Origin of the sequence: Stakelama marina, assembly GCF_018122655.1 — a bacterium.
GTDB classification, from domain to species: Bacteria; Pseudomonadota; Alphaproteobacteria; order Sphingomonadales; family Sphingomonadaceae; genus Sphingomonas; species Sphingomonas marina.
In genome coordinates this window covers 260,464-284,012 of the sequence record NZ_JAGRQC010000003.1, presented here as the reverse complement: position 1 = coordinate 284,012, position 23,549 = coordinate 260,464, and the positions used below count along the sequence as shown (strand labels likewise).

Below are 23,549 nucleotides of genomic sequence, written 5' to 3'. Positions count from 1 at the left end.
GTCTGGTCGTCGGGTGTGCCGACCGATCCGGAAATCGAAATGGGGTTACTCCTCGGTACGCTACCCGACATCTTTCGCACCGATAGCATCAAGGTGCAATTGATACGCATCAATCGATCTGTCTGCGTAACGGCCCGCAGCAGATCGCGACGCGGGGCGGCAACCAATATTGCGCCCATATGAAAAACCCCGCCGGAAGGGCGGGGTCTTGTACCGATGGTACGTTGGTGGACCGGCGGTCAGCCTTCGTCGGGCGCGCCGGCGTTTCGATTGTCGACCATATGGACGACCTTGCGCTGGCAACTTGCCTCGATCACCGGATAAAACAGGTCGGTATTGCGGCGTAACGCGCCGGGAATCGCCGCCTGGCATGCGGCAGCGGTCGAATAATGCGCCTCTTCGACGCGCGCCTGCTGGCACATCGCGCCCGAATCGGCGCACCCCATGATCGCGATGACGAATGTCAGCGGTTCCATTTCATCCTCCAGTCAAGGCGTAAATCGACGAACCGCCGGACAGGTTCCGACGAAATCGTTGCATCGCGGTGGCGCACGACCCAAATGCGGTACCGCCAATGCCCCCCGACACATCTTCTCCCGGCGACGTAGAGCGCCCGCTTTTCGCGACCATCCGGCGATTTCTGCCCTATCTGTGGCCGGCCGATTCGCGCGCGCTGAAAATCCGCATCGTCGGCGCGATGCTGTTCGTGATCGCGTCGAAGCTGGTGCAGGTATACGGCGCGCCGTTCGCGTTGCAGGGCGCGGTCGACCGGATGGCGTCGGGTCCTCGCGACGCGGTGACGCTCGTCGTGCTGCTGGTGATCGGCTATGCCGCCGCACGCTTCGGCACGGTGCTGTTCAACAATTTGCGCAACGTGGTGTTCGAACGTGTCGGACAGGAAGCGACGCGCAACCTGGCAGCCAACGTCTTTCGCCATCTGCACGCGCTGAGCCTGCGCTTTCACCTCGAGCGGCGCACGGGCGCGGTCACCCGCGTCATCGAGCGCGGCACCAAGAGCATCGATACGATGCTGTATTTCCTGCTGTTCAACATCGCACCGACGATCCTCGAACTCGCGCTCGTCATCGGTATCTTCTGGACGCGGTTCGGGCTGTGGCTGGTCGCGGCGACGCTGGTGATGGTCGTGGTCTATATCGCCGCGACGCGCGCGATCACCGACTGGCGGACCAAGCTGCGCGAGCAGATGAACGAACTCGACACCGGCGCCGTCGCGCACGCCGTCGATTCGCTGCTCAATTTCGAAACGGTCAAATATTTCAACGCCGAGGAGCGCGAGGCGCGCCGGTACAACCGCGCGATGTCGGCCTATGCCGATGCCGCGGTGAAGAGCGAGAACAGCCTCGCTTTCCTCAACATCGCGCAGTCGCTGATCACCAACACGATGATGGGCGGCGGCATGGCGATCGTCGTCTATGGCTGGGCGAGCGGACGGTTCAGCCCTGGCGACGTGGTGCTGGTATCGACGCTGCTGTCGCAGCTGTTCCGCCCGCTCGACCTGCTCGGCATGGTCTATCGCACCGTGCGCCAGGGAGTGATCGACATGGGCGCGATGTTCGACCTGGTCGATACGCCGGCCGATGTGACCGACGCCGGGGACGCCGCGCCGCTCGACGTGGCCAAGGGCCATGTCCGCTTCGAAGGCGTTCGCTTCGGCTATGGCGACGACCGCGAGATACTGAAAGGCATCGACCTCGACGTCGCACCCGGATCGACGCTTGCAGTGGTCGGGCCATCGGGCGCGGGCAAATCGACGCTCGCGCGGCTCCTGTTCCGCTTTTACGACGTCACCGGCGGACGCATCACCATCGACGGCCAGGATATCGCGCAGGTCACGCAGCAATCGCTGCGCGCCGCGATCGGCATCGTTCCGCAGGACACGGTGCTGTTCAACGAAACCATAGGCTACAACATCGCCTATGGTCGCGAGGGCGCGGGGACGGACGACATCCACCGCGCCGCGCGGGGTGCCGCGATCGCCGATTTCATCGCGACGCTGCCCGAGCGATATGAAACGCGGGTCGGCGAGCGCGGACTGAAACTTTCGGGCGGCGAAAAACAGCGCGTCGCGATTGCGCGCACGCTGCTCAAGGACCCGCCGATCCTGATCCTCGACGAGGCGACGAGCGCGCTCGACAGCCGCACCGAGGCCGAAATCCAGACGACGCTGGAAGCGATCGAGCGCGGGCGTACGACGATCGTCATCGCGCACCGGCTGTCGACGGTGGTCCATGCCGACCAGATCGTCGTGCTCGACGCAGGCCGCGTCGCCGAGCGCGGCACGCACACCGAATTGCTGCGCCGCCAAGGGTTGTACGCCGAGATGTGGAACCGCCAGCAGGCCGAACGCGACCTCGGGGTGGCGGCGGAATGAGGCGCGCGGCCCGTCGCTCCAATCTAACCCTTCATCCCGGCGACAGCTTCGGTATGATATCAGCTGAAACCAAATTCAAAGCGTTCGCTTTCCCCAAGGAGACACGATGCACCTCAAGCCGATTTTCGCCACAGCCGCGCTTGCGCTGGCGACCAGCGCGATGACCCCGACCATCGCAAGCGCGCAGGCCGCGACGCAGGCGCACACCAACCCGCTGATGACGCAGAGCACGCTGCCGTTCCACGCGCCGCGCTTCGACGAGATCAAGGACAGCGACTATCTGCCCGCCATCGAGAAAGGCATGGCCCAGCACCTTGCCGAGGTGCAGAAGATCGCCAACAACCCGGCGGCGCCGACCTTCGACAACACCATCGTCGCGATGGAGAAATCGGGCCAGCTGCTCAACCGCGCGACCAACACCTTTTTCAACATCGTGTCGGCGAACAGCAACGACACGCTGTTCAAGGTACAGAGCGACATCGCGCCCAAGCTTGCCGCGCATAGCGATGCGATCTACCTCAACGACAAGCTGTGGAAGCGTGTCGATGCGCTGTGGCAGAAGCGCGACACGCTGGGCCTGAACCCCGAACAGGCGCAGCTGCTGAAAGTCTATCACCAGCAGTTCGTCCATGCCGGCGCGCAGCTTTCGCCCGCCGACAAGGCGACGCTGAAGACGCTCAACAAGCGGCTTTCCACGCTCGAGACCGATTTCCAGCAGAAGCTGATCGCCGCCGCCAAGGACGGCGCGCTGGTCGTCGACAGCAAGGACCAGCTTGCCGGGTTGAGCGACGAACAGATCGCTGCCGCCGCGCAGGCCGCAAAGGATCGCGGACTCGACGGCAAATGGGTGCTGACGCTCCAGAACACGACGCAGCAGCCGATGTTGCAGCAGCTCGACAATCGCGACACGCGAAAGGCGCTGTTCGAAAACAGCTGGCTGCGCGCCGAACGCGGCAATGACGACGATACGCGCGCGGACGTCTCGACGGTCGCGAAGCTGCGCGCGGAAAAGGCCAAGCTGCTCGGCTTCCCGAACTATTCGGCCTATGTCCTCGACAATCAGATGGCGAAGACGCCCGAGGCGGTCGACAGCTTCATGGCGAAGCTGGTTCCGCCGACCGCCGCCGAGCAGAAGCGCGAGGCAGCCGAGATCCAGAAGATGATCGCGGCATCGGGCAAGGACTTCAAGCTCGAGCCGTGGGACTGGGAAAAATACGCCGAGAAGGTTCGCAAGGCGAAGTACGACCTCGATGAAGAGCAGGTGAAGCCGTATTTCGAGATCAACAAGGTGCTCGAGGACGGTGTCTTCTACGCCGCCAACAAGCTTTATGGCCTGACCTTCAAGGAGCGCAAGGACATCCCCGTCTATCAGCCCGATGTCCGGGTGTTCGAGGTGGATGACGCCGACGGTTCCCAGCTCGGCCTGATGTATTTCGATTACTGGAAGCGCGACAACAAGTCGGGCGGCGCCTGGATGTCGAACTTCGTCGAACAGTCGAAGCTGATGGGCACCAAGCCGGTGATCTACAACGTCGCCAATTTCCAGAAGCCGGCGCCGGGACAGCCCGCGCTGATCAGCTTCGACGACGTGACGACGATGTTCCACGAATTCGGCCATGCGCTGCACGGGCTCTTCGCCGACCAGACCTATCCGACGCTGTCGGGCACCAATGTCGCGCGCGACTTCGTCGAGTTCCCGTCTCAGTTCAACGAGCACTGGGCGCTCGATCCGCAGGTGCTCAAACACTATGCGGTGAACTACAAGACCGGCGAGGTCATCCCCGACGCGCTCGTCGCCAAGATCAAGAAGGCGGCGACGTTCAACCAGGGCTATGCGCTGGGCGAGCTGCTCGCCGCCGCCAAGCTCGACATGGCATGGCATTCGCTGCCCGCCGATGCGCCCAAGCAGGATGTCGACATCTTCGAGGCGAAGACGCTCGCCAAGATGGGGCTCGACATCAAGCATGTCCCGCCGCGCTATCGCTCGAGCTATTTCCTCCACATCTGGGCCAATGGCTATGCCAGCGGATATTACGCCTATCTGTGGACCGAGATGCTCGACGACGACGCCTATGAGTGGTTCGAGGATCATGGCGGCCTGACCCGCGAAAACGGCCAGCGCTTCCGCGACATGATCCTGTCGAAGGGCCACACGATGGATTACGGCCCGATGTTCCGCGCCTTTTACGGCAAGGACCCCGATATCGGCCCGATGCTGAAGGCGCGCGGCATGGCTCCCGCGAGCGATGGCGACGACGTGACGCCGGTCACCGATCCGGCAGCGACGCCGCCGGCCAAGACCGACGACGGCACGATCGGCTAAACCGCCGAAGCACCGCATGTCCGGCGCGTAGGGCAATCGCTGCCCTGCGCGCCGGTTGCATGTCGGGGAGGTCGCCCTTGCCCCGGCCGGGCGGCTTCGCCAGAAGGCCTGTCGTGACCGACCCCCGAGACATTCTTCGCACGACTTTCGGCTTTTCGGGCTTTCGCGGCGTCCAGCAATCGGTGGTCGAGCGCGTGCTCGCGGGCGAGCGCACGCTGGCGGTGATGCCGACCGGCGCGGGCAAGTCGCTGTGCTACCAGCTTCCTGCCGTGGCGATGGAGGGGACGTGCGTCGTCATCTCTCCGCTGATCGCGCTGATGCACGACCAGCTTCGCGCGGCCGAGGCGGTCGGCATCCGCGCCGCCACGCTGACCAGCGTCGACGACAATCGTGCCGAGACCATCGCCCGGTTCCGCGCGGGCGAGCTCGACCTGCTCTATGTCGCGCCCGAACGCGCATCGTCGGGGCATTTTCGCGACCTGCTGGGAAGCGCCAAACTGGCACTTTTCGCGATCGACGAAGCGCATTGCGTTTCCGAATGGGGCCATGACTTCAGGCCCGATTACCGCCTGCTTCGCCCGCTGCTCGACGCGTTTCCCGACGTTCCCCGCCTCGCGCTGACGGCGACGGCCGACGCGCATACCCGCGCCGACATCCTCGAACAGCTCGGCATCCCGCATGAGGGCCTGATCGTCGCCGGGTTCGACCGGCCCAATATCTGCTACGCGATCACGCCGCGCAACAACACGACGAAGCAGCTATCCGACCTGATCGCGGAAAATCCCGGGCCGGGCATCGTCTATGCGCAGACGCGTGCGCAAACCGAGAAGCTCGCCGAGGCGCTGGCACGGACCGGGCGGCCGACGCGCGCCTATCATGCCGGGCTCGACCCCGCGATACGCGCGCGCAACCAGGCCGAATTCGTTGCGTCCGAAGACATGGTGATCTGCGCCACGGTGGCGTTCGGCATGGGCATCGACAAGCCCGATGTCCGCTTTGTCGCGCATGCCGGCATCCCCAAGTCGATCGAGGGATTCTACCAGGAAACCGGCCGCGCGGGGCGCGACGGCGATCCGGCGGTCGCGCATCTGTTCTGGGGCGCGGACGATTTCGCGCGCGCGCGTCAGCGTATCGGCGAGGTCGAGCCGGCGCGGCAGACGGGCGAGCGGGCAAGACTGACGGCGCTCGGCGCGCTGGTCGAAACCGCGGGGTGTCGCCGTGCGATCCTGCTGCGGCATTTCGGCGAGGACCCGCCCGAGCACTGCGGCAATTGCGACAATTGCCTCAACCCGCCCAAGGCGGTCGATGCGAGCGTGACGGCGCAGAAATATCTCTCCGCCGTGTTCCGCACGGGACAGATGTTCGGCACCGGCTATGTCGAAAGCGTGCTCATCGGCAAATCGTCCGAGCGAAGCATCACCAACGGGCATGAGAAACTGTCGGTCTGGGGCATCGTCGAGGGCGACGAGGCGGCGCTTCTGAAACCCGTCAGCCGGGCGCTGCTGCTGCGCGACGCGCTGCGCACCAATCCGCATGGCGGGCTGGAATTCGGCCCCGGCGCGCGCCCGATCCTGAAAGGCGAGACCAAGGTCGAACTGGTCCTGCCGCCCAAGCGCGAACGGCGGCGGCGCGGCGGTACTGGCAGCTCGCCCAATCCGGTCGGAAACCCGCTGTTCGAGGCGCTGCGCGATCTGCGGCGCGAAATCGCGCAGGAAACGGGGCTGCCGCCCTATGTGATCTTCCACGATTCGGTCTTGCGCGACATGGCGCTGAGCCGCCCCGACAGCCTGTCGGCGATGGGCGAGATTTCGGGCGTTGGCGCAAAGAAGCTCGAGGCCTATGGTCAGGCGTTCCTCAACATCATCCGAGAGGCGGCATAGTGCGTAAAATCGACGATTCGATCACCGTTTCCCCGCAAATCACCCCCGATCAGGTCACCGAGATCGCGCGGGCGGGCTTTTCCGGCATCGTCAACAACCGTCCCGATGGCGAGGAAACGGGGCAGCCCGCAGGCGACGCGATCCGCACCGTCGCCGAAACGATGGGACTGTCCTACACCGAGATTCCGGTGACTAGCGCAGGCTTCAGCCATGCCCAGATCGATGCGATGCGCGAAGCGCTCGACAACGCGCAAGGCCCGATTTTCGCCTTTTGCCGGTCGGGAACGCGCTCGACCAATCTCTGGGCGCTGGCAGAGGCCAAGGCGGGTGGCGATCCCGAGACGATCGTAACGAAGGCGGCCGAGGCGGGATATGATCTGAGCGGCATCCGCCCGATGCTCGACGCGCTGGCCGGGGCGCGGTGAACTGGTTCGCGATCGTCGGCTCGGTCATCGCGATCGGGCTGCTCGCCGGGTTCGCCCGGCTGCTCAAACTGGGCCATGCCGCCATCGACGACGAGGCCGAGGCACGGCGGCTGGCGGAAGAATTGCTGCCCGACTTCGCGGTCGAGCGCGTCGTGGTGTCGGCGAACGGCGATGCAGCGCTGGTCGGCGGGCCGGAGGGGTGGGCCTTTATCCGGCGTCACGGCGCGCATTTCGTCGCCCGTCGATTGGGCGAAACCCCCGAAATCCACCAGGAACACACGCAGGTGTCGATCGGATTTGCCGAGCAGATGTTCGGGCCGTGCATCATACAGCTTGAAACCGAAGACGAAGCGCGCGAACTTACACGGATGTTAGGAACGACATCCGATGCCGAATCTACCTGACCCGGTAACCTATGCCATCCCCGCCTTCGTGCTGCTTGTCGCAGCCGAAATGGTGGTTGCATGGAGCAAGGATCGGCGCCGCTACTGCCCGCGCGATACGCTGACGTCGATGAGCCTGGGGCTGGGCAGCACGGTGGCCGGGGTGCTGGCCGGCGGCTTCGTCTTCGCGATCGCGTTCTGGGTATGGCAGTTCCGCCTCTTCGATATCGGCTGGAACTGGTACTGGTTCGTGGTCGCTTTCGTGCTCGACGACCTCGCTTATTATGTCTTCCACCGCTCGGCGCACCGCGTGCGCTGGTTCTGGGCGAGCCATGTCGTCCACCATTCGAGCCAGCATTATAATCTGTCGACCGCGCTGCGGCAGACCTGGACGGGCTTTTTCAGCCTGACCTTCCTGTTCCGGCTGCCGCTGTTCCTGATCGGCTTTCCGCCGGCGATGGTGTTCTTCGTGGCGGGCGTGAACCTCGTCTATCAGTTCTGGATCCATACCGAGGCGATCGGGCGGATGCCGCGCTGGTTCGAGGCGGTCATGAACACGCCGTCGCATCACCGCGTCCACCATGCGACCAACGCGCGCTATCTCGACCGCAACTATGCCGGCGTCTTCATCGTCTGGGACAAGCTGTTCGGCACCTTCGAGCCCGAACGCGAGGACGAAGCGCCGCGTTACGGCATCGTCAAGGATCTGGGCAGTTTCAACATCCTCTGGGCGGCAACGCACGAATGGATCGGCATCGCGCGCGATGTGTGGCGTGCGCCGGGGTGGCGCGCGAAATGGAATTATATGTGGCGTGAACCGGGATGGAGCCATGACGGCAGCCGCGACACGTCCGATACGATCCGGGCCCGATGGAAGGCCCGGCAGGAGAGCGGGAGAGAGCCGGAATGGAAGAAGCCGACATCGTCGTCGTCGGAGCCGGATCGGGGGGCAGCGCCGCGGCGGGTCGCCTGAGCGAAGGCGGGAAATACAGCGTCGCGATCCTCGAGGCCGGGGGAAAGAATACCAGTTTCACCACGGTCATGCCGGGGATGATGCCGTTCCAGAAGGACGAGGCGAACTGGCGCTTCGAAACCGTGCCGCAGGCGGGACTCAACGGCCGGCGCGGATATCAGCCGCGCGGACGCGGCCTTGGCGGATCGAGCGCGATCAACGCGATGCTCTATGTCCGCGGCCACCCCTGGGACTATGACAATTGGGAAGCCATGGGCTGCCCCGGCTGGAGCTGGGACGAGGTGCTTCCCTGGTTCAAGCGCTGCGAACACAATGTCCGCGGCGGCGACGACTATCACGGCGGCGACGGCCCGCTATGGGTCAGCGACCAGGATTATGCGCATCCCGGCAGCCGTGCCTTTATCGAGGCGGCCGAAAAGCTGCAGATTCCCTTCAACCCCGATTTCAACGGCGCGCGGCAGGAAGGCGTCGGCCTGTATCAGGTGACGCAGAAGAACGGCGAACGCTGGAGCGCGGCGCGCGCCTTTCTGGGTGACGGCAAGCCGCCCGAAAATCTGGAGGTGCTGACCGGGGTAACCGCCGAACGTGTTCTGTTCGAGGATGGCCGTGCGACGGGCGTCGCCTATTCGCGCGGCGGCGAGCAACACACCATCCGGGCGCGGCGCGCGGTGGTGCTGGCGGGCGGCGTGTTCCAGACGCCGCAGCTGCTGATGCTGTCGGGCATCGGACCGGGCGAGCATCTGCGCGAACACGGGATCGACGTGCGCGTGGACCGTCCGGGCGTCGGCACGAACCTGCAGGACCATCTCGATTATGTTGCGGCGTTCGAGACGAACGAGGGCAACTTCCTCGGCAAGTCGCTCAAGGGCTCGATCAAATCGCTCGGCGCGATGGCGCAATGGTTCCGCAAGCGAACCGGCGCGATGACCACCCCCTATGCCGAGGCGGGCGCGTTCCTGAAAAGCGAACCCGGCCTGCCCGCGCCCGACATCCAGCTCCATTTCCTGATCGCCATCGTCGAGGACCATGGCCGCGCCAATGTGAAGGGGCACGGATTCAGCTGCCATGCCTGCGTGCTGCGCCCCGAAAGCACGGGCACGGTAAGGCTGGCGACGGCGAGCGCCGCCGATGCGCCGCTGATCGACCCCGCCTTCCTGTCCGACGAGCGCGACCTGAAGCTGCTGATGAAGGGAACGCGGATGATGTACCGCATCCTCGATACCCCGCCGATCACCGACTATCGCGGAAAGGACCGCTATCCGTTCGATCAGGACGACGACGCGGCGCTCGAACGGCTGATCCGCGCACGGTCGGATACGATCTATCACCCGGTCGGGACCGCGCGGATGGGATCGGACGAAGATGCGGTGTGCGATCCGCAGCTCCGCGTGCGCGGCGTCGACGGGCTATATGTCGCCGATGCCTCGATCATGCCAAAGCTGATCGGCGGCAACACCAATGCGCCGACGATCATGATCGGCGCGCGGGCGGCCGAATTCGTGAAGGCCGACCTGGCGTAAAAAAAAGGGCCGGGGCTTGCGCCGCCGGCCCAGTCGTCCGCAGGAGGAACTTGTATCGGCGGGGTCAGGCGCTGCCCGCCCCCGCCGGGAACTCAGTAATTATATGCACGCTCGCCATGTTCGCCGAGGTCGAGCCCTTCGCGCTCGGTATCGGCGCTGACGCGCAGGCCGGTGACCGCCTTGGCGATGAAGATGGCGATGACGGTGCCGATCGCGGCCCAGACAATCGTGCCGGCGACCGCGGCGATCTGAATGCCGAGCTGCGCCCCGATGCCAACCGATCCGTCACCCGGTCCGCCGAAGACCGGCGCATAGACGATGCCGGTGCCGATCGCGCCGACCATGCCGCCGATGCCGTGAATGCCGAACGCGTCGAGTGCGTCGTCATAACCCATTTTCGGCTTTACCACCGCGACGAAGAAGTAGCAGATGAAGCTGGCGACCGCGCCGAGGATGATCGCGCCGAACGGGCCCGAATTGCCCGCCGCGGGCGTCACCGCGACCAGCCCGGCGATGATGCCCGAGCAGAAGCCGAGCGCCGAACCCTTGTGACCGGCGATCCGCTCGGCGATCATCCAGAACAGGCCCGCCGATGCGGTGGCGACGAAGGTGTTCATCATCGCCAGCGCCGCCGAACCATTCGCTTCGAGCGCAGAACCGGCGTTGAAGCCGAACCAGCCGACCCACAGCAGGCCGGTACCGATCCCGGTCATGGTCAGCGAGTGCGGCGCCATATATTCGGTCGGATAGCCGATACGCTTGCCGAGGATGAGCGCTGCGACGAGCGCCGAGACGCCGGCATTGATGTGGACGACGGTGCCGCCCGCGAAGTCGAGCGCGCCGAGGCCTAAGAAATAGCCGTTGCCCGCCCACACCATGTGCGCGATCGGGAAATAGACGATCGTCAGCCAGACGAGCCCGAACACCATGGTCGCGGAGAACTTCATCCGCTCGACCACCGATCCCAGCACCAGCGCCACGGTGATCGCGGCAAAGGTCATCTGGAAGCAGACGAAGACATATTCGGGGATGGCGACGCCGTCGGTGAACGTCGGCGCGGTGCTGTCGGGGGTGACGCCGTGCAGGAACGCCTTGCCGAAGCCCGAGATGATGGCGTTGCCGCCGTCACCAAAGGCCATCGTATAGCCCCACATCACCCAGACGAGCATCGCGAGCGCGGCAACCGCGCCGACCTGCGTCATCGTCGAGAGCATGTTCTTGGTCCGAGTCAGACCGCCGTAGAACAGCGCAAGGCCCGGCAGGATCATCATCAGGACGAGGATGGTGGAGGTCATCATCCACGCGGTATCGCCCTTGTCGACGGTCGGCCCGGCCACGGTCGCGGGCGCCTGAAGCGCGGCGTCCTGCGCCCAGGCGGGGAGCGCTGCGAACATGCTGAGGCCGGCGGCCCCGGCGAGTTTCATCCAATTCTTCATGATACCCCCTTCCCTCACAGCGCGCTGTCGTCGGTTTCGCCAGTGCGGATGCGCACCGCCTGGCCCACATCGAGGACGAAAATCTTGCCGTCGCCGATGGCGCCGGTATTGGCCGCGGCCTGGATCGCCTCCACCACACGGTCGATGATCTCGGTCGCGCAGACGACCTCAATCTTGATCTTCGGCACCATGTTGGTGCTGTATTCCGCCCCGCGATAGATTTCGGTCTGGCCCTTCTGCCGGCCAAATCCCTTCACTTCGCTCACGGTCATGCCCGCGACGCCGACCTCGGTCAGCGCCTCGCGCACTTCGTCGAGCTTGAAAGGCTTGATAATGGCGATGACGAGTTTCATGCCGCCCCCTTTGCCTGGATAGTCCCGGGAGCAGACGCAGCAAAGCGCGTGCCAGAGTCGAAAACACGCGTTTCCGCGCGGTTTCGCGACATCAAATGTTACCAAAGTATGAAATTTTGTGCAGTTGCTAACGACTGCTCAAAAATCAGGCAGACGGTTCCTGACCTTCGTCGAGCACCGAACGCGCCCGCGCCAGATCGGTTTCATCGACCATCACCCGAACGGGAATCAGGAACGAACTCCCATCGGCAATGCTGGCCTCGGCATCGAAGGAGAAGGCGGGAATGCCCTCCGATTCGAGCCTGCCTTGCAGGATGTGCGCCTCGAACCGATTGAAGCGACCAAGTTCGACGAGTGCCATCAGTTCGGAACTCGCGTCGGGACGCGCACTGGAAGGCCGTCGATACTCACGGTGCGGCCGGACCATTTTTCGAGCCGGTCCTCATCGCTTTGGCCAGCATGATATTTGATGAGCGTCGGACGCTCGCGCTCGAGCGTCATCAACGGGACGCCGTATCCGCAGCTCGTCTGCACCGTTTCGACATGAACCTCGAAGATCTGGCGCGCGCCGGGCATCAGGTCGAAACGCTGCGCCAGCACCTGCCAGTCCTCGTCCTGCGGCAGCACCGCGCGGCCATGGCCATAGAGGCGCAGGATCAGCGCGGGATTGTCGAATGCGCAGAACATCAGCGTGATACGCCCGTCCGCGGCAAGGTGCGCATTGGTTTCGTTGCCCGACCCGCCGAGATCGAGATAGGCGACGGTGCGCTGATCGAGCACGCGCAGGCTGTCGAGCCCCTTGGGGCTGCAATTGATCCGCGCGCCCTCCGCTGCGGTGGCGACGAAGAACACCGGCTGTTTTGCGATGAACGCCTGATGCTCTTCGGTGATGCAGTCGAAAAATTCGGCCATCCTCGGCCTCCGTTGACGCGCATGGTGGTGCGCCTAATTTATGCCCCTGAAGCACGATTCCATCGGTTCCGGCAAGCGAAAGCCGGTCAACCCGTCGATCGATTCGGGGGTCGTCGCGGCTGCGCGCGAGGCGAGGCTCAATCTCAGCCAGGTTTGCGAGGCCGCGCTCCGCTCCGAAGCGAAGAGGGAACGCGAGCGCCAGTGGCGAGAGGAAAACCGGGAAGCGATCGAAAGCTGGAACCGATGGATCGACGAGTGCGGGCTGCCACTGGAAAATATCGCCTGTTCTGATGGCGAAATTCGATGTCCACCGGGTCGGCGACGACGACATGCTTGTGGTCGATATGCAGTCCGACCTAATCGACCATTTCGACACCCGGTTCGTGATTCCGCTCGTCCGGCCGGGTGACGGTAATCAGGTGATCGACAGGCTGACGCCTCCGTTCGCCATGGCCCGCCAGCGACGAATCCCGGCGCCACAAGATGCCGGAGCGGTACACAAGGCCAACCTCGGTCCCGCCGTTGCTTCGCTTGCACACCGCGACCCGGAGATCACCGCTGCGCTCGACATGCTGATTTCCGGCTTCTGACCCGTCAGGCGGCAGCCGTGCCGCCCACCGTCAGCCCGTCGACCAGCAGCGTCGGCTGTCCGACGCCCGCGGGCACGCTCTGCCCGGCCTTGCCGCACATGCCGACGCCTTCGTCGAGCGAGAAGTCGTTGCCGATGCCGGTCACCCTGGTCAGCACCGTCGGGCCATCGCCGATCAGCGTCGCGCCCTTGATCGGAGCACCGAGCTTGCCGTCCTCGATCTTGTACGCTTCTGTGCAGGAGAAGACGAACTTGCCCGACACGATATCGACCTGCCCGCCGCCGAAGCTCTTGGCATAGATACCCTTCTTCACGCGGCTGAGCAGTTCGGCGGGATCGTCGTTCCCGGCGCGCATGAAGGTGTTGGTCATGCGCGGCATCGGCGCATGTTCATAGCCCTGCCGGCGCCCGTTGCCGGTCGGATCGACGCCCATCAGCCGCGCGTTGAGCCGGTCCTGAATATAGCCCTTCAGGATGCCGTCCTCGATCAGGACATTCTCCTGCGTCGGGGTACCTTCGTCGTCGATCGACAGCGAACCGCGGCGCTCGCCAAGCGAACCATCATCGACCACGGTCACGCCGGGTGCGGCGACGCGCTCTCCGATGCGACCCGAGAACGCACTGGTGCCCTTGCGGTTGAAATCGCCCTCGAGCCCGTGGCCAACCGCTTCGTGAAGGAGCACGCCGGGCCATCCGGGGCCGAGCAGCACGGGCATGACGCCGGCGGGCGCATCGACCGATTCGAGATTGACGAGCGCCTGCGCCAGCGCCTCGTCGATCGCGCGGTTCCACGTCTCCGGCTCGAGCAGGCGGCCATAGAGCGCGCGGCCGCCGATACCGAAATTGCCGCTTTCGCGCCGCCCGTTCGCCTCTACGGTGATGTTGACGTTGAGCCGCGTGAGCGGACGCACATCGGTGGCGATGAAGCCGTCGGGGCGCACGATCTCCACCACCTGCCAGCTTCCCAGCAGCCCGACCGAGACCTGGCAGACGCGCGGATCGCGCGCGCGCGCAGCGGCGTCGATCGCCTGGCACAAATTGACCTTATCGGCGAACGGCACGAGGTCGATCGGGTCGGCATCGGTATAGAGATGGCGGTTATTGTGGCGCGGCGGCGACGCCTTTGCGCCCTTGGCCGGATCGATCAGCGCCATCGTCTCGCCCGCGCGGGCGATCGCCGCAGCGCTGATCTCGCTGGCATGCGCGAAGGCGGTCGCCTCTCCCGACACCGCGCGCAGGCCGAAGCCCGAATCGGTGTCGTAGGACGCGCGCTTCAACTGCCCGTCGTCGAAGCCGAACGCTTCGGACTTGCGATATTGCAGATAGAGTTCGCCGTCGTCGGCCTTCGCCAGAAGGTCGGCGGTCAGTTTTTGCGCGGCGGCGGGGTCGAGCGCGCCCTGATAGAGAAACGAGCGGGGATCGGCAGGTGTCGTCATCCCGCCGATATAGGAACCTTAGCGCCCCGCACCATCCCCATGGTCGGGAAGTGTCGATTGATCGACGCCGTCGGCAGGCCCGCCTTCAAGGATAAAACGCCGGTCGCAATAGCCGCAATCGACATAGCCGCTTTCATCGATTTCGAGGAAAACGCGCGGATGGCCGAGCGACGCGCCGCCCGGAATATCGGTCGCGCCGTCACAGGCGACGCGGCGGGTGGTGACCTTGATCGTTTCGGGCGGCGGAATCATGGGGCAAGCCGTTAGCAGCAGCTTGGCCGCGCTTCAATTCCCCTTTGCATGCGCACACGAGGCTTGCGTCGGCGGCGCATCCGCCGCATCTCCGCCTGCATGAGCGATGCAGCGATCGAGATCGAGGGTCTGTCGAAGACCTATGAAGGCGGCAAGCAGGCGCTGGACAATGTCGACCTGACAGTCCCGCGCGGACAGATATTCGGGCTGCTCGGCCCCAACGGCGCGGGCAAGTCGACGCTGATCAACATCCTTGCCGGGCTGGTCAACAAGACCGGCGGGCGCGCGTCGATCTGGGGATTCGACATCGATCGGCACCCGCGCAACGCCAAGGTGTCGATCGGCATCGTCAATCAGGAAATCACCTTCGACCCGTTCTTCACGCCGTTCGAGACGCTGGAGATCCAGGCCGGGCTGTTCGGCGTGCCCAAGCGCGAACGGCGGTCGATGGAACTGCTCCGCGCGATGCACCTCGAGGACAAGGCGCAGGCCTATTCGCGAACGCTGTCGGGCGGCATGAAACGGCGCCTGATGGTCGCCAAGGCGATGGTCCATGCGCCGCCGGTGCTGGTGCTCGACGAGCCGACCGCGGGCGTCGACATCGAGCTTCGCCAGCAGCTTTGGGAATATGTCCGCGGGCTTCACGCGCGCGGCGTGACGGTGGTGCTGACGACGCATTACCTCGAAGAAGCCGAGGAGCTGTGCGACCGCATCGCCATTATCCATCACGGCCGCATCATCGCCAACGAGCCGACGCGCGACCTCGTCAACATGGCGCAGGAAAAGCTGGTCGAGGTGACCGTCGATCGCGACGTCACCGCGCTTCCCGAAAATCGGTGTTTCCAGCAGATCGAGCTGAAGGGCGACCGGATACTCGCGGTCAGCTATAACAAGACGCAGGTCAATGCCGGCGAAGTGCTGGCTGCGATCCAGCAGGACGGGTTCGGCATCGTCGACGTGTCGACGCGCGAACCCGATCTCGAGGATGTCTTCCTGAACCTGACGCGCGCGGCCTGAACCTCAACCGGCGACGCGAACCCAGGGCGGGCGCAGTTCGATCAGCCAGCGCGCCGACGGCGCCGACAGCCACAACGCCGCCTGACCCAGATTCAGGATCGTCTCGCAATGCCGTTCGAAATCAGCATGGGCGAGCGCGAGTTGCGGCGCCGACCTGCTGCCGACGGTGACGAGAACGGTATCGGCCGGACGCGAGCGACGGGCAATTTCTGCGAGCAGGATTGCGCGGCGCGTCGACCGATCCTCGACCGCGACTTCGAGCGATGGTGCAAGCGCGTTCCAGTCGAGATGCGAAAAGTCAGCGGGAACGGTGCCGCCCTGCCAGTCCGGACGGTCGCCATCGTCGGGATAATAGAGCGTGTAATAGGTGCCGGCATCGTCGAGTTCGCCGAGCGCGTCCGCAAGGCACGAGCGAGCGTCGGCTCGCGCGGCGTCCCGCTGCAATGCTGCGCGCCGATAGCGCAGCTGCGCCCTGGCGATGTCTTCCACGAATCGGGAAGCTGACGGAAAAAAGCGCCCGCGTCCAGCTTCGCCTTGTAAGCACCGCCGTCAGCGCCTTTATTGGGCGGCTGCAAGGGAGAGACGATTGGCGACCAACGAACATGGCTGTGATGTCCTGATCATCGGTTCGGGCGCGGCGGGGCTGACCGCGGCGCTGAACCTTGCCGACCGCTTCCGCGTCACCGTGCTCGCCAAGGGCCGGATGAACGAGGGATCGACCGCATGGGCGCAGGGCGGAATCGCCGCGGTGCTCGAACCCGGCGACACGTTCGAGAGCCATATCGAGGACACGATGATCGCGGGCGCCGGCCTCAACAACCGCGAGGTCGTGGAGATGGTCGTCGAAGGCGCACCGGCGGCGATCGAGCGGCTGGTCGAGCTCGGCGTGCCGTTCAACCAGGAAGCGGGCGCGCTTCACCTGACACGCGAGGGCGGGCACAGCCATCGGCGCATCGTCCATGTCAACGACGCCACCGGCTGGGCGGTGCAGGAAGCATTGCTCAACGCCGCGACCGCGCATCCCAATATCCGGCTGGTGCCCGACATGGTCGCGATCGACCTCGCCACCAGCCGCCACGAGGAACGCTATTCGGGCGCGGGCAATGTCTGGGGCGTCTATGCGGTCAACAAGGCGACCGGCCGTGTCGAGCTGTTCACCGCGCGCGCGACGGTGCTGGCAACGGGTGGCGCGGGGCGGACCTATCTGTTCTCGACCGCACCCAAGGGCGCGACGGGCGACGGCATTGCGATGGCGTGGCGCGCAGGCGCGCGCGTGTCGAACATGGAGATGATGCAGTTCCACCCCACCTGCCTCTACAATCTGGAGGTCAAGAACTTCCTGATTACCGAGGCGGTGCGCGGCGAAGGCGGACGGCTGCTGATCCCCGATACCGGCTATCGCTTCATGCCCGATTTCGACGAGCGTGCAGAGCTCGCCCCGCGCGACATCGTGGCGCGTGCGATCGACCACGAGATCAAGCGGCTTGGCCTCGATTACGTCCATCTCGACATCAGCCATATGGGCGCGGCGTTCGTGCAGGAGCATTTTCCGACGATCTACGCCAAGCTGATGACGCTGGGCATCGACATGACAAGGGAGCCGATCCCGGTGGTGCCGGCGCAGCACTATACCTGCGGCGGCGTCGTGGTCGATCGCGACGGGCGTACCGACCTGCCCGGCCTCTATGCCGCGGGCGAGGTCACGCAATCGGGGCTGCACGGCGCCAATCGGCTCGCGTCCAACTCGCTGCTCGAATGTTTCGTCTTCGGCGAGGCGGCGGCGAAACATATCGACCACTGCTGGGACGACCTCCCGCCCCCGCCGGCGATCCGCCAATGGGACGAGAGCCGCGTCACCGATTCGGACGAGGAAGTCGTCATCAAGCAGAACTGGACCGAGATCCGGCGTTTCATGTGGAACTATGTCGGCATCGTGCGGTCGACCAAGCGGCTCGAACGCGCGGCGCACCGCATCAAGATGCTCGGCGACGAGATCGCCGATTATTACGGCCATTTCCGCGTGACGCCCGACCTGATCGAACTGCGCAACCTGCATCAGGCGGCCGACCTTGTCGTGCGGTCGGCCCTCCACCGCAAAGAAAGCCGCGGGCTGCACTATACGATCGACTATCCCGAGACGCTGCCCGACCCGGTCGATACGGTGCTGGTGCCGTAACCGGCTTTGACTAAAGCGCCCAGGCTGAGCCTGTCGACGCCGGGGTGGCGGTTCCCACCCTTCGACAGGCTCAGGGTGAGCGCGGTTTTGCCAACTCAGCCCAGACGCGATGACTGGACTTAGCCGCCTTTTGCTTCGGCCTCGGCTTCCTCGTTCTCGATCCGGTTGATCGCCTTGGCGGCGGAAAGGTCTGCCTTTTCGGGTTCGGTACGAAGGTGCAGCCAGTCGATCAGCCACGGCATCGACAGGCCCTGGACGAAGATCGAAAAGGCGACGACGGCAAAGGCGACGGTGATGATCGTCTCGCGCTCGGCGATGTTGGCGGGCAGCGCGAGCGCCAGTGCGAGCGCCAGCGCGCCGCGCAATCCACCCCAGAACAGTACGTGCTTATACTTCCACGACACCGACAGCTTCGTCTTCGCGAACGACATCATCACCGGATAGACCGCCACCGCGCGCCCCGCGAGCGACAGCCCCGCCGCGATCGCCGCGGTTTCGATCACGTCGAGGATCGGCATTTGCGTTTCGCGTCCGCCGATCAGGATGAAAATCAGCGAATTGACGAGAAAGGCGGCGAATTCCCAATGGCTCAGCACGCTTTGCCGCCCGTTTTCGGAAATCGACCCGAGGAATCCGTAATTGCCGACGATCAGCCCGGCGGTGAGCGTCGCCAACACGCCCGAGCAGTGAAAATGCTCGGCGAGCAGGAACGAACCATAGGCAATCAACATCGTCAGCGTGATTTCGACGAGCCGGTCGGTCGTCCGCCCCGCGATCAGGATCAGGCCGAACGCAACCACCCCGCCGGCAAGGATCGCCCCGGCGATATTGGTGACGAGGTGGAGCGCGATGTTCGACGGCCCGGCATTGCCGCCCGACGCGACGATCACCAGGATGGCAAAGCCTACCGCGGCTACGCCGTCGTTGAGCAGGCTTTCGGATTCGACGAGCAGGTGAAGCCGGCGTTCGACATGCATCGTCTTGAACGCGGCGATAACCGCGACAGGGTCGGTCGCGGCGATCAGGATGCCGAAAAATGCAGCGCCCAGCCAGCTCCAGCCGACGATCAGGTGCATGCCCACGGCCACCACGACCGTCGCCAGCACGACGCCGAAGGTGACGAGGGCAAGCAGCAGCGGAAGCTCGCGCCGAAAGGGTTTCCACGGGATCTGGATCGCCGCCTCGAACACGAGCGGCGGCAGGAAGACGAAAAAGATCAGATCGGGTGTGAGCGGCGTCGGAATGCCGAGCGGAAGCAGCGTGATGACGATGCCCGCGACGACGAGCCCGACGCTGTAGGGCAGTTTGAGCCGGTGACACGCCATCGCCACCAGCGACGCGACGAAAAGCAGCGCGCCAAGCGTAGTGAAATCAAAGCCTTCCACCGATTCGTCCCCTGTTCACCGTTCGTCGCTGCAATATCGGCGTTCGTCGCAGTCCGGCCCATGTCGCGCTTGCCGTACAACGCACAGCCATTGCATAGTTGCCCCCGACTAGGGCAAGTTCGAACATATGGTATTGAAGCGTTTTTCCGCCATAGAGCGCGCATTGGCGCTGATATGGCTGGCGCCGTTGGCGCTGGTGGGATGCGGCGTGCATGTCATTCCGCCCGCGACCACCGCGCAAAAGGCCCCGCCGCCCACCTATACCGTCGCGGTCCCCGTCCCGCCGCCTGCGCCCAAGCCTAAGCCAGCGCCCGCCGCGCTGGTCGCCACCGTCCATTCGCTGGCGCGCAACTTCGACGGCCTTGCCGGTATCGCGATCAAGAGCATCGACGATGGCTGGACGGTCTCGGCCAATGGCGAGCACAAGATGCCGCAGCAAAGCGTCAGCAAGCTGTGGGTCGCGATGACGATGCTCGATGCGCGTGACAAGGGGCTGCTGAGCCTCGACGATCCGATCACCATCACCAAGTCGGATCTGACGCTGTTCCACCAGCCGGTCGCCGGGCTGCTCGAGGATGGCAGCTACACGACCACGATCGGCAAGCTGGAACACCGCGCGCTGACGACCAGCGACAACACCGCCAACGACAAGCTGCTGTGGCGCGTCGGCGGCCCCGACGCGGTGCGCAACTTCCTTGCCAGCCGCGGCATCACCGATATCCGCTTCGGCCCCGGCGAGCGGCTCCTCCAGTCGAAGACCGCCGGGCTGACCTGGCAGCAGAGCTATTCGATCGGCCGCAATTTCTACAAGGCGCGCGCGGCGCTGCCGACCGAGGTACGACGCGACGCGTTCAACGCCTATCTCGCCGACCCGCCCGACGGCGCGGCGCCGGTCGCCGTAGTCGATGCGCTCGCACGGCTGAAAAAGGGCGAGTTGCTGTCGGCGGGCTCGACGACCTGGCTCATCTCGACGTTGCAGGATTCGCGTACCGGCCCGAACCGTATCCACGGCGCGGTCCCCAGCGACTGGGTGTACGGGCACAAGACCGGCACGGGGCAGGATTTCGATGGCCGCACCGCGGGCTATAACGATGTCGGCATCCTGACCGCGCCCGATGGCCGCAGCTATGCCATCGCGGTGATGATCGGCGAAACGTCGCGCACCATCCCGCAACGCTGGAAGCTGATGCACGAAGTGGTGAAGGGCCTGATCGCGGCGCACGACCACAGCTGATCCGTTGCGCGCGGGCAACGCGCGCGGCCTCGTGTCGCCCGAACGGCAACTGCGCTCTCGCGCGGGGCGTGGTGCGCTGCTAAGCCAGCGCCATGCCCAATCATCTCTATCTGGTCGACGGGTCCGGATATATCTTCCGCGCCTATCACCGGCTGCCGCCGCTCACCAATGTGCATGGCGAGCCGGTGGGCGCCGTCTATGGCTACACCACGATGTTGTGGAAGCTCGCCAAGGAGCTGCACGAGGCCGATGGCCCGACGCACATGGCCGTTGTCCTCGACAAGTCGAGCCAGACGTTCCGCAACGAGATGTACGACCAGTACAAGGCACACCGCCCGCCGCCGCCCGAGGATCTGGTCCCGCAATTCCCGATGATCCGCGATGCGACGCGCGCGTTCAGCCTGCCGTGCATCGAGGAAGAAGGCTGGGAAGCCGACGACCTGATCGCGAGCTATGCCAAGGCGGCGCTCGCGCAAGGGTGGGAAGTGACGATCGTGTCGTCCGACAAGGACCTGATGCAGCTGATCGAGCCGGGGCTCGAGCTCTATGACACGATGAACAACCGCCATCTCGGGCCAGAGCATGTACAGGAAAAGTTCGGCGTGACGCCCGACAAGCTGGGCGAGGTGCTCGCGCTGATGGGCGACAGCGTCGACAATATTCCCGGCGTGACGGGAATCGGCCCGAAGCGCGCCGCCGACCTCATCAACGAATATGGCGATGTCGAATCCGTGCTCGCCGCCGCGCCTGACATGAAGAAGTCCAAGATGCGCGAGAATCTGATCGAGCAGGCGGAGATGGCGCGGCTGTCGCGCAAACTCGTCACGCTCGCCTGCGACGTGCCGCTGCCCGAACCGCTCGAGGATCTGGCGCTGCAGGGCATTCCCGAGCCGCCGCTGCGCGCGTTCCTGGAGCATCACGGATTCCGCTCGCTGATCGCCAAGCTGTCTGCGGTGTCCGACGCGCCCGCCGAAACCGCCGAAGCGCCGGCGGTGCAGACCGACGATCCGCCGTGCGACCACGACGCCTATGAGACGGTGACCGACGAAGCCGCGCTCGACCGCTGGATCGCCGATGCGACGGCGCGGGGGCATGTCGCGGTCGATACCGAGACGACCGGGCTCGACGCGACGCAGGCCGAGCTGGTCGGGATTTCGCTGGCGCTCGCGCCGAACAAGGCTTGCTACATCCCGCTCGGGCATGGCGGCACCGACATGTTCGCCGAAAAGCCCGAGCAGATCGACCGCGCCACCGCGCTGGCAAAGCTGAAGGTGCTGTTCGAGGACGCATCGGTCCTGAAGATCGGGCACAATCTGAAATACGACATCACCGTGCTCGCGCGCTGTTGTCCGGATCTGGGCGGCATTTCGCTGGCGCCCTATGACGACACGATCGTGATGAGCTTCGACCTCGATGCCGGCAGCCACGGCCACGGCATGGACGAACTCGCCGCGACGCACCTGTCGCACAGCTGCATCGCGTACAAGGAGGTGGTCGGCACCGGCAAGAAGCAGATCGGTTTCCACGAGGTCGATCTGGCGGCGGCCACGCGCTACGCCGCCGAAGACGCCGATGTGACGCTGCGGCTGTGGAAGCGCTTCAAGCCGCGGCTTGCCTATGAAAGCGTCACGCGCGTCTATGAAATGGTCGACCGGCCGCTGGTCCGCGTCATCGCCGACATGGAAATGGCGGGGGTGAAGGTCGATGCCGACCGGCTGAAACAGCTTTCGGGCGAATTCGCCGAGAAGATGGGCGAGTTCGAACGCGAGATCCACGCGATCGCCGGCACCGAATTCACCATCGGCAGCCCCAAGCAGCTGGGCGACGTGCTGTTCGAACAGATGGGGCTGAAAGGCGGCCGCAAGGGCAAGTCGGGCGTCTATTCGACCGACGTCAACGAGATGGAGCGGCTGGCGGGCGAAGGCCACGAAATCGCGCAGAAGGTGCTCGACTGGCGCCAGCTGTCGAAGCTCAAATCGACCTATACCGACGCGCTGCAGGCGCAAATCAACCCGAATACGGGGCGCGTGCATACAAGCTACAGCCTGACCGGCGCGCAGACCGGGCGGCTGTCGTCGACCGATCCGAACCTGCAGAACATCCCGATCCGCACCGAGGTCGGGCGGCAAATCCGCGACGCCTTCGTCGCTGAGCCGGGCAACGTCATCCTCGCCGCCGACTATTCGCAGATCGAGCTGCGGCTGGCGGCGCATATCGCCGATGTGCCCGCGCTGCGCGACGCGTTCGAGCGCGGCGACGACATCCACAACATGACCGCGACCGAGCTGTTCGGCGAACTGAACCGCGACACGCGCGCGCGGGCGAAGACGATCAATTTCGCGATCCTCTACGGCATTTCGCGCTGGGGGCTGGCCGGGCGACTCGACGTGACGCCCGACGAGGCGCAGGCGATGATCGACCGCTATTTCGAGCGCTTCCCCGGCATCAACCGTTATATCGCCGAGACGCTGACGACGGCGAAGGAGCGCGGCTTCACCACCACGCTGTTCGGCCGCAAGACGCATTTCCCGCGGTTGAAGGCAAAGAATCCGAACGAGCGCGCCGGTTCCGAACGCGCAGCGATCAATGCGCCGATCCAGGGAACGAGCGCCGACATCATCAAGCGCGCGATGGCGCGGATGGGGCCGGCGCTGGCGGAAGCGGGCTTGCCCAACGTCCGCATGCTGATGCAGGTGCATGACGAACTGGTATTCGAACTGCCGGAGGGGGATGTGGACAAGGCGAAACCGGTGATCGAGCACGTCATGGCGACCGCGGCCGAACCGGCGGTCACGCTGACGGTGCCGCTGGGCGTCGAGATCGGCACCGGCCCGAGCTGGGGCGCGGCACACTGAGCATGGGC

Annotated in this window: 22 protein-coding genes; 13 read left to right on the top strand and 9 right to left on the bottom strand. The window is 65.0% G+C overall.

Going from position 1 to position 23,549, the window contains the following annotated elements; genetic code table 11:
* Window positions 1-239 precede the first annotated feature (239 nt).
* The gene (locus J7S20_RS11155) at window positions 240-476 is read right to left on the bottom strand and encodes a hypothetical protein (protein WP_284054303.1); all 237 of its coding nucleotides are present in this window, start codon (window positions 474-476) and stop codon (window positions 240-242) included.
* A gap of 98 nt (window positions 477-574) precedes the next feature.
* On the opposite strand from J7S20_RS11155, the gene J7S20_RS11150 reads away from it, so the two are divergent.
* The 7 genes from J7S20_RS11150 (at window position 575) to J7S20_RS11120 (ending at window position 9,896) form a co-directional block, all read left to right on the top strand.
* Window positions 575-2,392, top strand: coding sequence for an ABCB family ABC transporter ATP-binding protein/permease (locus J7S20_RS11150; RefSeq protein WP_284054302.1), 1,818 nt, complete (start codon window positions 575-577; stop codon window positions 2,390-2,392).
* Between the two features lie 106 nt (window positions 2,393-2,498).
* Window positions 2,499-4,715 carry a peptidyl-dipeptidase Dcp gene (gene dcp / locus J7S20_RS11145; protein WP_284054301.1) on the top strand — a complete coding sequence of 739 codons (2,217 nt, stop codon included), beginning with the start codon at window positions 2,499-2,501 and terminating at the stop codon, window positions 4,713-4,715.
* A 113-nt stretch (window positions 4,716-4,828) separates the two neighbouring features.
* Window positions 4,829-6,595, top strand: coding sequence for a DNA helicase RecQ (recQ, locus tag J7S20_RS11140; protein ID WP_284054300.1), 1,767 nt, complete (start codon window positions 4,829-4,831; stop codon window positions 6,593-6,595).
* Window positions 6,592-7,020, top strand: coding sequence for a protein tyrosine phosphatase family protein (locus J7S20_RS11135; RefSeq protein WP_284054589.1), 429 nt, complete (start codon window positions 6,592-6,594; stop codon window positions 7,018-7,020). Before recQ ends, J7S20_RS11135 begins: the two co-directional genes overlap by 4 nt.
* A complete protein-coding gene (locus J7S20_RS11130) occupies window positions 7,017-7,424 on the top strand; it encodes a hypothetical protein (protein ID WP_284054299.1) in 408 nt (135 codons plus the stop codon). Before J7S20_RS11135 ends, J7S20_RS11130 begins: the two co-directional genes overlap by 4 nt.
* A complete protein-coding gene (locus J7S20_RS11125) occupies window positions 7,408-8,376 on the top strand; it encodes a sterol desaturase family protein (RefSeq protein WP_284054298.1) in 969 nt (322 codons plus the stop codon). Before J7S20_RS11130 ends, J7S20_RS11125 begins: the two co-directional genes overlap by 17 nt.
* The gene (locus J7S20_RS11120; protein ID WP_284054297.1) at window positions 8,310-9,896 is read left to right on the top strand and encodes a GMC family oxidoreductase; all 1,587 of its coding nucleotides are present in this window, start codon (window positions 8,310-8,312) and stop codon (window positions 9,894-9,896) included. Before J7S20_RS11125 ends, J7S20_RS11120 begins: the two co-directional genes overlap by 67 nt.
* A gap of 92 nt (window positions 9,897-9,988) precedes the next feature.
* Here the strand turns inward: J7S20_RS11120 and J7S20_RS11115 are convergent, their stop codons facing one another.
* From J7S20_RS11115 to J7S20_RS11100, 4 genes are all read right to left on the bottom strand, one after another.
* Window positions 9,989-11,332 carry an ammonium transporter gene (locus J7S20_RS11115; protein ID WP_284054296.1) on the bottom strand — a complete coding sequence of 448 codons (1,344 nt, stop codon included), beginning with the start codon at window positions 11,330-11,332 and terminating at the stop codon, window positions 9,989-9,991.
* Window positions 11,333-11,346: 14 nt separating this feature from the next.
* Window positions 11,347-11,685 (bottom strand): P-II family nitrogen regulator, encoded by a 339-nt coding sequence (locus J7S20_RS11110; RefSeq protein WP_284054295.1) that lies wholly within the window; start codon window positions 11,683-11,685, stop codon window positions 11,347-11,349.
* Between the two features lie 145 nt (window positions 11,686-11,830).
* Window positions 11,831-12,046 (bottom strand): putative signal transducing protein, encoded by a 216-nt coding sequence (locus J7S20_RS11105; RefSeq protein ID WP_284054294.1) that lies wholly within the window; start codon window positions 12,044-12,046, stop codon window positions 11,831-11,833.
* The gene (locus tag J7S20_RS11100; protein WP_284054293.1) at window positions 12,046-12,597 is read right to left on the bottom strand and encodes a pyridoxamine 5'-phosphate oxidase family protein; all 552 of its coding nucleotides are present in this window, start codon (window positions 12,595-12,597) and stop codon (window positions 12,046-12,048) included. Before J7S20_RS11100 ends, J7S20_RS11105 begins: the two co-directional genes overlap by 1 nt.
* 40 nt (window positions 12,598-12,637) lie before the next feature.
* Between J7S20_RS11100 and J7S20_RS11095 the strand changes: the two genes are divergently transcribed.
* Together J7S20_RS11095 and J7S20_RS11090 are read left to right on the top strand one after the other, a co-directional pair.
* Window positions 12,638-13,006, top strand: a complete 369-nt coding sequence (locus tag J7S20_RS11095; RefSeq protein ID WP_284054292.1) for a type II toxin-antitoxin system CcdA family antitoxin — start codon at window positions 12,638-12,640, stop codon at window positions 13,004-13,006.
* Window positions 12,888-13,187, top strand: coding sequence for a CcdB family protein (locus J7S20_RS11090; RefSeq protein ID WP_284054291.1), 300 nt, complete (start codon window positions 12,888-12,890; stop codon window positions 13,185-13,187). Before J7S20_RS11095 ends, J7S20_RS11090 begins: the two co-directional genes overlap by 119 nt.
* A gap of 4 nt (window positions 13,188-13,191) precedes the next feature.
* Here J7S20_RS11090 and tldD read toward each other — a convergent pair whose 3' ends face one another.
* A complete protein-coding gene (gene tldD, locus J7S20_RS11085; protein ID WP_284054290.1) occupies window positions 13,192-14,622 on the bottom strand; it encodes a metalloprotease TldD in 1,431 nt (476 codons plus the stop codon).
* An 18-nt stretch (window positions 14,623-14,640) separates the two neighbouring features.
* On the bottom strand, window positions 14,641-14,874 hold the full coding sequence (locus tag J7S20_RS11080) for a zinc-finger domain-containing protein (RefSeq protein WP_284054289.1): 234 nt from the start codon (window positions 14,872-14,874) through the stop codon (window positions 14,641-14,643).
* Window positions 14,875-14,973: 99 nt separating this feature from the next.
* Here J7S20_RS11080 and J7S20_RS11075 point away from each other — a divergent pair, with 99 nt between their 5' ends.
* Window positions 14,974-15,891, top strand: a complete 918-nt coding sequence (locus J7S20_RS11075; RefSeq protein WP_284054288.1) for an ABC transporter ATP-binding protein — start codon at window positions 14,974-14,976, stop codon at window positions 15,889-15,891.
* A gap of 3 nt (window positions 15,892-15,894) precedes the next feature.
* Here the strand turns inward: J7S20_RS11075 and J7S20_RS11070 are convergent, their stop codons facing one another.
* Window positions 15,895-16,380: a hypothetical protein gene (locus J7S20_RS11070; protein ID WP_284054287.1), complete on the bottom strand. Its 486-nt coding sequence runs from the start codon at window positions 16,378-16,380 to the stop codon at window positions 15,895-15,897.
* 97 nt (window positions 16,381-16,477) lie between these two features.
* Between J7S20_RS11070 and nadB the strand changes: the two genes are divergently transcribed.
* Entirely contained in the window at window positions 16,478-18,067 is a 1,590-nt protein-coding gene (gene nadB, locus J7S20_RS11065; protein WP_284054286.1) for an L-aspartate oxidase, read from the top strand.
* A gap of 119 nt (window positions 18,068-18,186) precedes the next feature.
* Here nadB and J7S20_RS11060 read toward each other — a convergent pair whose 3' ends face one another.
* Window positions 18,187-19,452, bottom strand: a complete 1,266-nt coding sequence (locus J7S20_RS11060; protein WP_284054285.1) for a cation:proton antiporter — start codon at window positions 19,450-19,452, stop codon at window positions 18,187-18,189.
* A gap of 127 nt (window positions 19,453-19,579) precedes the next feature.
* Here J7S20_RS11060 and J7S20_RS11055 point away from each other — a divergent pair, with 127 nt between their 5' ends.
* Together J7S20_RS11055 and polA are read left to right on the top strand one after the other, a co-directional pair.
* Entirely contained in the window at window positions 19,580-20,686 is a 1,107-nt protein-coding gene (locus J7S20_RS11055) for a serine hydrolase (RefSeq protein ID WP_284054284.1), read from the top strand.
* A 92-nt stretch (window positions 20,687-20,778) separates the two neighbouring features.
* The gene (gene polA / locus J7S20_RS11050) at window positions 20,779-23,541 is read left to right on the top strand and encodes a DNA polymerase I (protein WP_284054283.1); all 2,763 of its coding nucleotides are present in this window, start codon (window positions 20,779-20,781) and stop codon (window positions 23,539-23,541) included.
* Window positions 23,542-23,549: the final 8 nt, after the last annotated feature.